The 13251-nt window shown below is 36.3% G+C and carries 13 protein-coding genes; 9 read left to right on the top strand and 4 right to left on the bottom strand.

Annotation, left to right across the window (positions count from 1 at the left end):
• Positions 1 to 44: 44 nt before the first annotated feature.
• The gene (locus tag ACKI30_RS07310) at positions 45 to 758 is read right to left on the bottom strand and encodes a sugar phosphate isomerase/epimerase family protein (RefSeq protein WP_407411215.1); all 714 of its coding nucleotides are present in this window, start codon (positions 756 to 758) and stop codon (positions 45 to 47) included.
• A gap of 67 nt (positions 759 to 825) precedes the next feature.
• Between ACKI30_RS07310 and ACKI30_RS07305 the strand changes: the two genes are divergently transcribed.
• From ACKI30_RS07305 to albA, 6 genes are all read left to right on the top strand, one after another.
• Complete coding sequence (locus ACKI30_RS07305) at positions 826 to 1245, top strand: PadR family transcriptional regulator (RefSeq protein ID WP_407411213.1); 420 nt, start codon at positions 826 to 828, stop codon at positions 1243 to 1245.
• The gene (locus ACKI30_RS07300; RefSeq protein WP_407411211.1) at positions 1223 to 2272 is read left to right on the top strand and encodes an ATP-binding cassette domain-containing protein; all 1050 of its coding nucleotides are present in this window, start codon (positions 1223 to 1225) and stop codon (positions 2270 to 2272) included. Before ACKI30_RS07305 ends, ACKI30_RS07300 begins: the two co-directional genes overlap by 23 nt.
• Positions 2259 to 3416 carry an ABC transporter permease gene (locus tag ACKI30_RS07295; protein WP_407411209.1) on the top strand — a complete coding sequence of 386 codons (1158 nt, stop codon included), beginning with the start codon at positions 2259 to 2261 and terminating at the stop codon, positions 3414 to 3416. Before ACKI30_RS07300 ends, ACKI30_RS07295 begins: the two co-directional genes overlap by 14 nt.
• Before the next feature lie 12 nt (positions 3417 to 3428).
• Positions 3429 to 4634, top strand: a complete 1206-nt coding sequence (locus ACKI30_RS07290) for a PQQ-binding-like beta-propeller repeat protein (RefSeq protein ID WP_407411207.1) — start codon at positions 3429 to 3431, stop codon at positions 4632 to 4634.
• 57 nt (positions 4635 to 4691) lie between these two features.
• A complete protein-coding gene (locus ACKI30_RS07285; protein ID WP_407411205.1) occupies positions 4692 to 6230 on the top strand; it encodes a 2-isopropylmalate synthase in 1539 nt (512 codons plus the stop codon).
• A gap of 217 nt (positions 6231 to 6447) precedes the next feature.
• Entirely contained in the window at positions 6448 to 6723 is a 276-nt protein-coding gene (gene albA, locus ACKI30_RS07280) for a DNA-binding protein Alba (RefSeq protein WP_292738780.1), read from the top strand.
• Between the two features lie 6 nt (positions 6724 to 6729).
• Here albA and ACKI30_RS07275 read toward each other — a convergent pair whose 3' ends face one another.
• Entirely contained in the window at positions 6730 to 7389 is a 660-nt protein-coding gene (locus ACKI30_RS07275; protein ID WP_407411202.1) for a CehA/McbA family metallohydrolase, read from the bottom strand.
• A gap of 1 nt (position 7390) precedes the next feature.
• Positions 7391 to 8422: a DUF1786 domain-containing protein gene (locus ACKI30_RS07270; protein ID WP_407411200.1), complete on the bottom strand. Its 1032-nt coding sequence runs from the start codon at positions 8420 to 8422 to the stop codon at positions 7391 to 7393.
• A gap of 91 nt (positions 8423 to 8513) precedes the next feature.
• Here ACKI30_RS07270 and ACKI30_RS07265 point away from each other — a divergent pair, with 91 nt between their 5' ends.
• The 3 genes from ACKI30_RS07265 (at position 8514) to ACKI30_RS07255 (ending at position 11754) form a co-directional block, all read left to right on the top strand.
• Positions 8514 to 9815 (top strand): TrpB-like pyridoxal phosphate-dependent enzyme, encoded by a 1302-nt coding sequence (locus ACKI30_RS07265; RefSeq protein ID WP_292738806.1) that lies wholly within the window; start codon positions 8514 to 8516, stop codon positions 9813 to 9815.
• A gap of 599 nt (positions 9816 to 10414) precedes the next feature.
• Positions 10415 to 11194: a ParA family protein gene (locus ACKI30_RS07260; protein WP_292738808.1), complete on the top strand. Its 780-nt coding sequence runs from the start codon at positions 10415 to 10417 to the stop codon at positions 11192 to 11194.
• Positions 11194 to 11754, top strand: a complete 561-nt coding sequence (locus tag ACKI30_RS07255) for an AAA family ATPase (protein ID WP_407411197.1) — start codon at positions 11194 to 11196, stop codon at positions 11752 to 11754. The genes ACKI30_RS07260 and ACKI30_RS07255 overlap by 1 nt, the downstream gene beginning before the upstream one ends.
• 186 nt (positions 11755 to 11940) lie before the next feature.
• Here ACKI30_RS07255 and ACKI30_RS07250 read toward each other — a convergent pair whose 3' ends face one another.
• On the bottom strand, positions 11941 to 13053 hold the full coding sequence (locus ACKI30_RS07250; RefSeq protein ID WP_407411195.1) for a radical SAM protein: 1113 nt from the start codon (positions 13051 to 13053) through the stop codon (positions 11941 to 11943).
• Positions 13054 to 13251 lie beyond the last annotated feature (198 nt).

The raw sequence follows: 13251 nt of genomic DNA, 5'->3' as shown, positions 1-13251 counted from the left end.
AGTTATAACTTATAACTAATAACTTATAAAAAAATAATAATCAATTATAGATTATCGATGACTTCCTTGCTTTTTAGGATATTGTCAAAGTTATTTAGCTCTATAATTGCAGTATCAATCTTTTTGAGCAGATTCAGGTCCAGTGTACCTTCACCTAAAGCAATGTGCTGGTCTTTAACTCCATCGTTATCATTCAAATGACAATAGCTGATGTTTTTTAGGGACAGCATTTCCTCCAGGTTTCCGCATGTGTTTCCGTGACCTGTATCAATTGTCAGGGAACATCCGGTAGCTTCCTGAATCATTTCGATTTCTTCAACGGTATTTCCCAGGAATTTGCCCCTTACAGGCATGTTTTCAACGGAAATTTCAACATTGGTGTTGTCCATAATCTCTCCAACACTTTCAATTGACATTTCAAGGGCCCATTTTCTGAGATGAGGTTCGTTTCTTCCAATAATTCCTGGATGAACGGTTATTGTTTTAGCTCCTATTTTTTCAGCGTACTGTCCGCAGTGAATCATTTGACGCACGCTTTCAGCTCTGATTCCCTTGTTGATACTTGCGATATTGATATCTACTGTTGCCGCATGCATCCTAATGTCCAATCCGCAGTCAATAAATGGAGTGTTGTCCTTTTCGTATAACGGGTCTTCTGCCAGTATTTCTATGATTTCAAAATCATGTTTTTTTGCCAGATTTATGATGTCCTGAGTCGGTTCCATGAATAAGGCCAGTGTTGTAAAACCTAATTTCATATTTATATATAAGCACTGTCAATATAATAAATGTTAACATATATCAAAATTTGACATATGGTGAATTATGACAGATAAAGAATTTAGCGAATCACACAAGAAGGTCTTTAAGAACTTCTCAAACGGAATAATCCATAACCTGATTTTATGGATTATTTCAAAGGAGGACATTCATGGGTATGGTCTCATGAAAAAGCTAAACGACTTTTTTAACTTTGAGGATTCGAAATGTGAAATCAATATTAATTCAAGCAAGATATATCCGATTCTCTCAAAGATGGAGAAAAGAGGGTTTATCGTTGGTGAATGGAAGATAAACGAAAATAACAAAAGGGTTAAGTTTTATTCAATAACAAGGGAAGGTGAGCTGTTTTTGGAAAATATTCAAAATCACTTTAATATCATTCTAAAAAATCCTTCCTGGATGGCCTTTTTTGAAGAAATGACTGGAAAGAGGTTTAACAATGAAAAATGCAATAGAAACTGAAAACCTCACAAAGGTTTACAACAACAACTTCAGGGCTGTTAATTCTCTTAACTTAGAAATTCCGGATAAAACCATTTTTGGAATGCTGGGTCCGAACGGAGCGGGCAAAACCACAACAATCAAGATGCTTACATGCCTGATTCAGCCCACTTCCGGAAAAGCTACAGTTGGTGGATACGATGTTCAGAAAAATCCTGATGAGGTCAGAAACCTTTTGGGAATGGTTCCACAGCAGGTCAGTTTGTATAAGGACTTGACAGTTATGGAAAACTCCCAATTGTGTGCTGACTATTATGGCGTTCCTATCGATGAGAGGGATTCACGTATTGAGGATTTGATGGAACTCGTTGACATTAAATACGCAAAGGACAAACGTGTAGGACAGCTATCAGGCGGTCAAAAGCAAAAAGCTTCACTGGTGGCCAGTCTGGTTCACAGGCCTGACATCCTGTTTTTGGATGAGCCTACTATCGGGCTTGATCCAACCACTAAGCGTACGCTCTGGGATTTGATTAGAGAGCTGAACGACAATGGACATACAATAATTCTATGTTCACATGACATGCATGAAGTGGACATGCTGTGCGATAATGTAGGAATCATAAATACGGGCAATCTGGTGGCATATGACACTCCGCAGGGTCTTAAGGATGCCCTTCTTGAAAGCAATAAGCATGAAATAGCCGAGGCATTGGGCAAAATTTCAGATGAGAGTGAGGTATCAACATCCACTCGGGAAGACCTTGAAAACCTCAGCCTTAAGAGAATGTCAGTGCTTCTTAAAGATAAGAATGATGACATTATCAATTCAATCAAGGAATCTGAAGATGTAAAAAGCATTGAAGTTGCCCGTAATGGCCGTATTAATTTAAGGGTAGACAGCTTTGATGACATGGCGGTTCAGAATGTATTGAACCAGATTATCTCTTCAGGAGGCATAATCAAGTCAATTTACACTGAAGAGCCTTCCCTTGAGGACGTATTTATCAAATCAACTTCAGAGGTGAATGAAGATGATAGAGCCTAAAAAATTCTGGTGGATGATTAAAAAAGAGCTGATCAGCTTAAAAAGACACCCTGGAAGACTTATATCAATTTTGGCATTTCCAATTATTATGATTCTGCTTTTCGGATATGGTATGGGTGGAGAAATGACAGATTTGCCTATTGTTGTTGTTTCCCAGTCCCACGGTGACCTGACTGACTTGACCCTTGACACCATCAAGTCAACTGAAACCTATCACGTTGTGGAGGTCATGGACAGCCTGAGCGATGCAAAGGCGAGAGTTGATTCAGGTGAAGTTAAAGCGGCAATCATACTGCCTTCGGATTATGATGATGACTCGTCACAGCAGAAGGGCGTAACGCTGTATCTGGACTCTTCAGATCAGATGGCTTCTCAAATTCTTGAGTCATCAACCCAAGGAATCTTTTACAGGCTGTCCAATATGGTGGCCGCTTCACAGACAAGCGTTTCAACTCAGGATGCGAATATTACTCCTTCACTGGGCCATTCCCTGGACAATTTCAAGGACGATATCAGCCTGCACATCAACAGAATCTATGGAAACATAAAATACATTGACTTTTTGGTTCCTGCAATTCTGGGAATGACAATAATGATGAGCTGTATGATGGGTATGGGCGCTACAATTGCAGGTGAAAGGGAAACCGGTGAACTTGCAAGATTATTCATGACACCGACATCAGTATCAACAGTAATTGGTGGTAAGATAGCCGCAAAACTGTTAATTGAACTGGTAAGGGCCCTGATTTTGATATTCATGGCAGTGTTGCTGTTCAATGTCAGTATCAAGGGTGGCTTTTTACAGACATTCATTGTTTTGGTAATCGGAGCGTTGTGTTTTGTCGGTTTTGGAATCATGCTTTCAGCAAGAACCGCCACACAGGAGGATTACGCACAGATTTCACTGCCTTTTTCCATGCCTATGATGTTTGTTTCAGGTGTGTTCTATCCGATTGAGACTATGCCTTGGATTTTACAGAAATTGGCTTATGTTTTCCCATTGACATATTTGAATGATGCTATGAGGGGAGTAATGCTTAAAGGACAGACATTAGGTGATGTATGGTTGGATTTAGTAGTTTTACTCGGATTTACCGTATTGTTCTTCATAATTGGAGTAAAACGATTTAATAGGGATGTATAGGAGGTTTTTAAAATGTATAAAAAATTGTTGATTGGGTTTGTAATATGTCTTTTATGTTTATCTCCAATTGCAGCTGAAGATTGGAATTCATTTGCAGGTGGAGTTGACCATGCGGCTTACAGGAGTGACGGTTCTGATTTTGTAACAAATCTTTGGACTTTTAGCATGGGATCTCCTATTCATTCATCTCCTGCAATCTATAAGGACTATATTTATATTGTTTCAGGTGATGGAATCTTAAAGGCAATAGATATGGAAACCGGTGAGGAAGAATGGGATTTGGACCTGGAGGGAAAAACCAACTCTTCACCGATTATTAACTCCAACAGACTATACATTGGTTATGAAGATGGTATTAAAGCCATTAACATCAACAACCATGATGTAGTTTGGGATTATAGATGCAACAGCGTCGAGTCAACCCCATTTTTCTATGATGATGTTGTCTACTTCGGAAGTGACGACGGTCACCTCTACGGTCTTGACAAGGATGACGGCAAAGTTGTATTAAACAAGAAGCTGGACGGTGAGCTTAAGTCTTCCCCTATTGTTGTGGACGATTCAATCTATATAGGCTCTACCAACGGTAAACTGTACAGCGTAGGCACAGACAAGGAGACAAATTGGGATTTCACAACTGGTGATGAAGTAGTATCCTCTCCGGCTTATGTAAACGATACTGTGATTTTCGGTTCAACTGACGGCAACATATACTGTCTGAACGAATCAGACGGGGATTTGAACTGGAAAGTGGACCTTAACAACAAGGTTATTTCCTCTCCGACCGTTGACGAGCATGACAACAGCGTTTATATAGGTTCCGATGAGGGTAACCTGACCTGCCTTGACATTCGTGACGGTACAGTCAAATGGAGTCATTCCGTTGGCGATAAGGTACAGACAACTGCCGCTTTAAAAGGAAATCTTGTGGTGTTCGGATCAAACAACGGAAACCTTTATGTTTTAAACAAATACACTGGACTTGAGGAATTTACCTACAATCCTGGTACAGTTCTGTTTAACTCAGCTATTACATCCTCACCTGTAATAAACGGAAACAGTCTGTTTTTCGGTGATGATGCAGGCTATCTGTATTCATTGAACATTGACAAGCATGAGGTTCCGGGTTCAACCCAGATGTATTATTCAATCGCTGTTTTAGTGATTGTTATCATTTTGGCTATTGTGGTGGTTAAAAAACTTAAAGGTAAAAAATGAAATCTTTTTTACCTTAAAATTTTAAATGATATATTATTCAATAAGGGAAATTAAACAATGACAACTAAAAATATAGAACTGCTAAAAAAAGAGGATATGAATCTTTCAGATAAGATTTATATTTTCGATACAACCCTAAGAGACGGTGAACAGACCCCAGGTGTTGCACTGACAGTCGATGAAAAAATTCAGATTGCACAAAAGCTCAACAACCTGGGCGTGGATAAGATTGAGGTCGGATTTCCGGCTTCATCAAAAGGTGAAATTGAATCTGCCAGAAAAATAAAATCCAGAGATTTGGACTCTACTTTGGTAGGTTTGGCACGTTCTTTAAAAGGTGACATAGACGCAGTTTTGGATGCTGATTTGGAATATGTTCACACCTTCATTGGTACTTCCCCATTGCATCGTGACTATAAGCTTAAGATGGACAAGGAAAAAATTATCGAAACTGCTGTCACCGCCGTGGAATATGCAAAGGACCATGGACTTACAGTTGAATTTTCAGCAGAGGACGCCACAAGAACTGAAAGGGATTTCCTAATTGAGGTGTTCAATAATGTCGTTAGTGCGGGAACAGATTTTCTTGATGTTCCGGATACTGTTGGTGTCCTGACACCTATTTTAACTCATGAGCTGATTACAGACTTGAAAAGTAATTTTGAAACTCCTTTAAGCGTTCACTTCCACAATGATTTCGGACTTGCAACTGCAAATACCCTTACAGCCATAGAATGCGGTGCTAATCAGGCTCACGTTACAGTCAACGGTTTGGGCGAGAGGACAGGTAACTGTTCTCTTGAGGAGCTGGTGGTCACCCTTAAGGTCGCTTACGGAATTGACCTTGGCCTTGACACTACAAGGTTATACAGCCTTTCCAATTTGGTTGGCCGTTTTACTGGTGTAAAGATGCCTGTCAACAAGCCTATTGTAGGGGATAACGCCTTTGCACATGAATCAGGAATACACGTTCACGGAATATTAAACAATTCCTCCACATATGAGCCGATGTCACCTGAAATGGTCGGACATTCAAGACGTATCGTACTTGGAAAGCACACAGGGGCCAATGCATTAAAGTCAAAGCTTAAGGAATATCATATTGATTTGGATGAGGATCAGTTCTGTAAGGTTTTTGATGAAATAAAATCTTTGGGTGACAGCGGAAAATGTGTCACTGATGATGATTTGGTAGCTATCGCTATTACAGAGCTTTCTTCAGCTCGTGAAACTCCTATCGTTATCAAGGGCTTAAGCATTTCAATGGGTGCTAACGTTTCACCAACCGCAACAGTCAAGCTTGAAATAGATGGCGAGGAAAGTGAAACAGCAAGCACTGGTGTAGGTCCTATTGATGCGGCTTTAAATGCTGTAAGAAAACTGATTCAGGGAAATATTGATGTTGAACTGGAAGAATATAACCTTGAAGCTATTACTGGTGGTACTGACGCTTTGGCTGAGGTTTTCGTTATCAGTTCTGACTCCCAGGGTAACAAGTCCACCGGTAGGTCTACAAATCAGGACATTGTGATGGCAAGTATATTGGCGGTACTTGATTCTATCAATAAATTATTGATGATACAAAGGGCACAATAACATATTTTTTAATTTTTTTTTTAAAAAATTTTATATTATTTTTTATTTTTTATAATTTTTTTAATTATTTTTCAAATCAGTTTAATTTTTTAATTCAATTTTACTTGTTTATTATAAAATATTCAGTATTTTTAATGTTCTTGTTTAATCGTTCAGCACTTATTGATGTAAAATTTTATATACATTAATAACTAAATTTTAATATGGTGAGTTTAATATGGAAAATAGTACAATATTTGTAGGTAGCAAACCTGTTATGAATTATGTTTTAGCAGTAGTTACACAATTTAACGAAGGTTCAAATAGTGTTTTACTCAGAGCTAGAGGAAAAGCTATCAGTAGAGCAGTTGATGCTGCAGAAATTGTTAGAAATAGGTTTGTACCAGATTCAGATGTTACTGATATTCAAATTTCAACCGAAGAAATTGAAAATTATAACAACGAAAAAACAAATGTTTCTATAATAGAAATTTTAATTGAAAAGAGAGAATAACTCTTTTTAATCAAATTTCTTCAAAACATTTTTCTCAAAAAGATATTTTGAAAGTAATATATTAGAAGTCCCTTTTCCATGAGCCTCAATTTTACCTTTTTTAATGGCTTTAAAGATGCTTTCAATATCTTTTTCACAATCTAGTAAACTGTAACAGTCACCAACAAATTCATAGTAATGGGCGTCACTGGCACCCAATCCCGGAATGTTTTCTTTTTTTGATAAGTTTTTTGCCTTGTTGTTACAGTATCCTGCAATGAATCTAGCATTTTTTACTTCTATGGCATCGATCTTTAGGTTTTTATAGTCTGTTTTGTGAAGCAGTCCATGCCTGTAAAAACAGTATGGATGTGGTATTATTGCAAGACCGCCTAAATCATGAATTCTGTCTATTGTATCTTCAGGTGTCAGGTCCCTAGGTATATTTTCCTCACACCCAAAACCAAGAATATGGCCATCTGCTGAAGAAATCTCTATAGATGGTATGGCAAGTATATCTGTGTTCCTTGTTTTTCTTAAAACTTCACTTGTTCCATCAACGGTATTGTGATCACTTATTGCAATTACATCAATGTTTTCCCTTTTTGCACATCTCAGGATGTCATCGATTTTTGCAAATGAATCCGGTGAGTATTCACTGTGAATGTGAGAGTCCATCTTTATCATGTTATCTTTCCATTGCAGTTTTTATCAAACCGACTGTTCCGGTCATCATCACATCTCCTCCGGGAGCTGCATGGTGCCAGTCCAGGTTTGTCTTTTCAATCAGTTCTCTTTTAGGTCCGCTTACAATTACCTTTTCTATTTCAGATATCGGATTTAGCACATGTGCACCGTGGCCATGGTCTTCATGAACTTCCTCGTGGGTTATTTCACCTGATGCAAGGCGCTTGATATATCTTTCAAGTGATTCGCCAGTCAGACTTGAAGTGTGATGTTCGAATACTCCCTGTATCATTCCGTTTTCTATTGATGCTGCTGTTGTATGTCCGTTTCCTATATCTATTACAATGTAACTGTTCAGTTTTTTAGCTATTTTATCGAAACACATTCCGGCTATTGATGCAAATTTTGTGTCCATGACCAGTGGAACCTCTTCAATTCCTTCGCTTTCAATCTGCCTTCTTACGGCATTCATTCTTGTGAAATAGTCAGGCACATCTCCATCGAATCCAAATTCAAGTGGTGATATTGGTTCCGGAAGCTTTTCTCTGATTTTTTCAAATCGGAAGTCCCTGTCTCCCATGTTTTCATTGTATCCATGGTCCTGAACGGCAACAGCTATCTTGTCAAAATCAAATTCCAGGTCATATCCCAATAAAAATTCGGAAAGCTTGGTGATGTTTATGTCGCCTAGGGTTATTTTTGTATAATCCTTATAGTCTTTGGATTCGTCTGCTATCTCTATTCCCAATGCTTTCACCTGTTCAAGATTGTCACGTATTGTCCTTGCACATGTTGGCTCCATAACTACCTTGTATCCCTTTTCCATATGTTCCAAAAGGGATTTTTTTATTTTTCCTCCTCCCATTATCTCTCCTGTGAAATAAAGGTCGTTTTCTATTTCCCTTATTTGCTGTGAGATATAGAGGTGGGGGGATGGCAAAACAAGTTTTATTGAGTTTTCCAGCTCCTTTTCTGTGTCATAAATCATTATGTCCTGTGTTCCTGTTCCAACATCAATAGCTAATATTCTCATAAAATTAACTTGTTTTTTATATTATTAATATCTTATAGAGTACATTTTTGTACAACAAAGCTTTAAATAGTACATTATACAACTTATTATTATGAATTACAAAATTACATTATCATCAGAAGAAGTGCCTAAACAATGGTATAATATTAATGCTGATTTGCCTGTTGAACTTCCAATGCCTAAAAACAGTGAAGGAAAAGATCAGATTGCTTCCTTGCAAAAAGCATTTACCAAAGCCGGTTTAGAGCAGGAATTTGCAACAGAACGCTATATCAAGATACCAAATGAAGTTAGGGAATTATACATGCAGATGGGAAGGCCTTCCCCTTTGTTTAGAGCTACCAGATTGGAGGAATACTTAAACACTCCAGCTAAAATCTATTATAAAAGGGAAGACACCTCACCAACCGGATCACATAAGTTGAATTCAGCTATACCTCAAGCTTATTTTGCTAAAAAAGAAGGTGTCGAAAGATTAACCACTGAAACCGGTGCTGGACAATGGGGTACCGCTCTATCTCTTGCATGTAATTTATTGGATTTGGACTGTACTGTTTACATGGTTAAAGTCTCCTTCAACCAAAAGCCTGACAGAAAGAACATCATGAACATCTATAACGGCGATGTTTACGCTTCACCTAGTCAAAATACAGAAATCGGTCGTAAAATTCTTGCAGAAAATCCAGACCATCCAGGCTCTTTGGGTGTAGCTATTTCCGAAGCTATGGAGGAGGCTTTAGCCAATGATGAAGTTAAATATACATTAGGAAGTGTTTTGAATCATGTAATGCTTCACCAGACTGTTATCGGTCAGGAACTTAAGACACAATTGGAGATTGCTGAAGAGGAACCTGACGTAATGATTGCATGTGCCGGCGGAGGCAGTAACTTTGCTGGATCACTCTTCCCATTCATCAAGGATAAGATTGATGGAAATTCAGATACTCAGTTTATTGCTGTTGAGCCTAGTGCCTGCCCTACATTAACTGAAGGAAGTTATGAATATGACTTTGGTGATGTAAGCGGATTTACTCCAATGCTTAAGATGTTCACCTTAGGACATGACTTTGTAGCTCCATCTGTTCATGCTGGAGGATTAAGATACCACGGTATGTCACCTCAAGTATCTCTTTTAACTAAAGAAGGCTACATTGAACCTAGATCTGCTCATCAAAGGGATGTATTTGAAGCAGGTATTACTTTCGCTCGTAATGAAGGTGTCCTTCCTGCTCCTGAAACCACTCACGCTATTAAAGTTGCAATTGATGAAGCTATCAAATGTAAAGAGACTGGCGAAGAAAAAACTATTGTTCTTAACTTCTCAGGACATGGAATGTTGGACTTGAAAGGATATGCTAGCTATTTCGAAGGCACTATGCCTAACGCTAAATAATCCTTCTTTTATTTTTTTTATTTTTTGTTTGTTATAACTTATAAGTTATAAATTATTTACATTGATTCTATTTGTTAATAAATTTTTAAATTTCAATTTCAACCATAATTTCTTTCAGATTGATTATTTTTGTTTTCTGCTAATTGTTTTATTTTTATTCTCTGTTTATTTGCATTTTTCCTTGATTTAAAATAGTTTCAAGTGTAATTTCTAACTTACACATTCAAACTTTTAATTTAATTACTTATAACTTATAACTTATTACAAATAACTTTTCAGTGTAACAGTGTTAAGTTATATGTGAAAACAAATAATTTATAAGGGAGAAGTTATAAAATATAACTTATTTGTTAAAAGTTAGTTATGATAAGTTATTTCTTAAAACTTATTTTTTATAACTTTGAAGTTTTAACTTAAAACTTAATTCCTATCCCTTAGAAGTTAGACTTAGAAGTTATTTCCTTTAAGTTTTAAATTAAAAGTAATAACTTAATCCTTTTAACTTATACTGGATAACTTAGTTGTTATTCTTTAAACCTGAAACTTTTTAAGTTATACATCATAACGAATAACTTAAAACTTATAATAGGAGAATTCTAATGAGTGAAGTAATTGCGGTGATGAATCAAAAAGGTGGCTGCGGTAAGACAACAACAGTTGTAAATACTGCAACATCTCTAGCGGTAATGGGAAAATCTGTTTTAGTTGTAGATATGGATCCACAGGCTAATGCGACAACTAGCTTTGGTATCGATAAAACTAAAGTAGAAAATTCTATTTATGAAGCTATCATTGGGGATATAAGTGTAAAAAAAGCAACAATTCCTACGTTTATTAAAAATTTGTTTATTATCCCAAGTAATATATCCCTAAGTGGTGCCAGTATGGAGCTTTCCCAACGTGAAAACTATCACATTATCCTTAAGGAAACTCTTAAAGATGTCGTTCCATTATTTGACTACATATTCATTGATTTACCTCCTTCATTAGGCGTACTTACTGTCAATGCATTAGTAGCTTCAGATAGTGTTTTAATACCTATCCAAGCTGAGTATTACGCTTTAGAAGGTGTGGCTGATTTGATTAATACTATCAAGTTGGTTGAAAAAAGACTCAGAAGCCCGACTCCAATCAAAGGAATTCTCCTCACACTCTATGATAAGAGGACTAGACTCAGCAAAGACGTTCACAAAGAGCTTAAGAATTACTTTAGTGAAAGCAATTTGCTGTTTAAAACCATCATACCAAGAAATATTAGGTTAGCTGAAGCTCCAAGTTATGGAAAACCATGTTTAATCTACGATCCGGACAGCACTGGAACAAAAGCTTATTTAAAATTAGCAAAAGAAATCCTGAAAAGAGATGAGGAGGCTGAATAATGCCAAGAAAGGGCCTTGGAAAAGGATTAGATTCATTAATTCCTGATTTTTATGATGAGGATTTTGACAGTAATTCTACCCAATCTCTTGAAGACATGTTGAATGACATGGAAGGTGAAACTCCTAAGGAAGATGAAAAATCTGGCGAAGAAAAAAAGAACATTTTTGAAGAAATAGAGGCAGAGGAAAATGATAAAAGAGATAATGATGCTTCCGATTCAAGTGAAGAAGAGCCAGAAGAGGAGCCAGATGAAGTCCGAGAAGAAGAAGTGGAAGAGGAGACTAGCACACCCGAAGACATACCTGGCGATAAAGACAGTGAAGACAGCGTACAATCTACACAAAAAATACAAGTAGACCCTGCTCATGTAGATGAAGTTAAGCAAATTGTCGATAAAAATCCAAGAATTACATTATGGTCTGCAAGATCTTCAGCTGTATTTAGATATTTACGTAAAACTGAACCTGAATTCAGTATTTCAAAAGAGGCTTCCACATTAATTGATGAGGCCGTATCTAAAAAATACCCTGAAATATGGGAACTGTTTGACGATTATTAATATAATCTATTTTTTTTATTTGAAAATTTTTTAATATATTTTCGTTCTATTTTACACTTGAAATTATGGATAGTATAATTTCAAAATAATATATTGTAAAAATATTTTTTCTATTATTTTACTTGATTTTAGGTAAAATTTAATAAAATGAAATTATTTAATTTTAAGTAAAACTATCGAAAAAGTCTAAAAATCAAATGTAGTTTGATAATGGCCACCTATTTTTATATACGGTTCTGCCCTGTCCACTACAACACCTAATTTTCGCAGCTGTTCTTTATTGGTAAATGGTCTTTTTTTTCGAATAGAAATTATTTGATGTGCTGATTTTGTTCCGATACCTGGAACTCTAATCAATTCTATAAATGGTGCGCTATTGATTTCTACAGGAAATATGTCCATGTTCTTTGCAGCTAAAATTTTTGGGTCTTCATCTAATGACAGCTTGTCATTTTCATCAAACACCAGTTCTTTAACCTTATAGTGGTAATCATTAAGCAGACTATCTGCATTGTATAGCTTTGCAGTCCTGTCTGTAGAACATGCATTTTTATTTTCAAGCTGAGTCTCTTCAATTGGTGTGAATGCTGAAAAGTATGTTCTTTTCAAATCTGATTTTTTGTATATTTTTTCCATTCTACTCAATATTTCCTTGTCACTTTCATTGTTTGCACCGACAATGAGCTGGGTGGTATGGGTAGAATTTGGATAAGTTGTACTTTTGTGCTGTAGACTGTTAATCCATGACAATCTTTTCAGTATATCCTTATTGTAGTCTTTAGTAGATGACAGTTCTGCAAGACCTGACGGAGTAGCGGCCTCTATATTGATGCTTACCCTGTTTGCAAGTGCCATAGCCCTTCTAATTGAATCCTTGCTTGCTCCGGGTACAACCTTAAGATGGATATAATCATCATAGCCGTATTTGTTTCTCAGTAGATGTACAGTTTCTATTTGTTTTTCCATTGTATCATCTACATCACCTGCAATACCTGAACTTAAAAAGAGTCCGTTTACAAGACCTCTATTGTAATATCCAAGAAAAGCTTTTGCAAGCTCTTCCGGTGACAGCTCGAGTCTTGTGAAGTTTCTTTTTGACTGGTTTATACAATATTTACAGTCGTTTTTACATTTGTTTGTTAAGAGTGTTTTAAAAAGTGGAATCTTACAGCCGTTATGTCCGATTGCTTCATATATTCCAGGCAAATTTACCTGCGAACTTTTGTTGTGGCTGACATAATCGCAAAGATCATACTGTGCAGAATCTGTTAAGATTTTCATCTTTTCTAATGTACTCATGTTAGTATATTATGTAAGTTATATTAAATAACAATTCTTTTTAAAATATATTTTCATTAATATTTGACACTGCCATATTTGCTACATTATGAATGATATAACATATTTTTACTTAAAAATGAACATGTAATAAATAATATTCATAATGTTATTTGAACAAATTTAATAAATTATAAATATTGAAATCTGTAATAAAAT

Source organism: Methanobrevibacter sp. (assembly GCF_045539575.1).
Taxonomy (GTDB): Archaea; Methanobacteriota; Methanobacteria; order Methanobacteriales; family Methanobacteriaceae; genus Methanocatella.
Note: the sequence above shows the minus strand (reverse complement) of the source record. Positions and strands in the feature narration are given on the sequence as shown.

What these genes read in the sequence shown, in the direction of transcription:
- ACKI30_RS07305 (WP_407411213.1), top strand. Translation starts at nt 826, where the DNA reads ATGACAGATAAAGAATTTAGCGAATCACACAAGAAGGTCTTTAAGAAC.
- ACKI30_RS07300 (WP_407411211.1), top strand. Translation starts at nt 1,223, where the DNA reads ATGAAAAATGCAATAGAAACTGAAAACCTCACAAAGGTTTACAACAAC.
- ACKI30_RS07250 (WP_407411195.1), bottom strand. Translation starts at nt 13,053, where the DNA reads ATGAGTACATTAGAAAAGATGAAAATCTTAACAGATTCTGCACAGTAT.
- ACKI30_RS07275 (WP_407411202.1), bottom strand. Translation starts at nt 7,389, where the DNA reads ATGATAAAGATGGACTCTCACATTCACAGTGAATACTCACCGGATTCA.
- ACKI30_RS07255 (WP_407411197.1), top strand. Translation starts at nt 11,194, where the DNA reads ATGCCAAGAAAGGGCCTTGGAAAAGGATTAGATTCATTAATTCCTGAT.
- ACKI30_RS07270 (WP_407411200.1), bottom strand. Translation starts at nt 8,422, where the DNA reads ATGAGAATATTAGCTATTGATGTTGGAACAGGAACACAGGACATAATG.
- albA (WP_292738780.1), top strand. Translation starts at nt 6,448, where the DNA reads ATGGAAAATAGTACAATATTTGTAGGTAGCAAACCTGTTATGAATTAT.
- ACKI30_RS07290 (WP_407411207.1), top strand. Translation starts at nt 3,429, where the DNA reads ATGTATAAAAAATTGTTGATTGGGTTTGTAATATGTCTTTTATGTTTA.
- ACKI30_RS07265 (WP_292738806.1), top strand. Translation starts at nt 8,514, where the DNA reads ATGAATTACAAAATTACATTATCATCAGAAGAAGTGCCTAAACAATGG.
- ACKI30_RS07295 (WP_407411209.1), top strand. Translation starts at nt 2,259, where the DNA reads ATGATAGAGCCTAAAAAATTCTGGTGGATGATTAAAAAAGAGCTGATC.
- ACKI30_RS07310 (WP_407411215.1), bottom strand. Translation starts at nt 758, where the DNA reads ATGAAATTAGGTTTTACAACACTGGCCTTATTCATGGAACCGACTCAG.
- ACKI30_RS07285 (WP_407411205.1), top strand. Translation starts at nt 4,692, where the DNA reads ATGACAACTAAAAATATAGAACTGCTAAAAAAAGAGGATATGAATCTT.
- ACKI30_RS07260 (WP_292738808.1), top strand. Translation starts at nt 10,415, where the DNA reads ATGAGTGAAGTAATTGCGGTGATGAATCAAAAAGGTGGCTGCGGTAAG.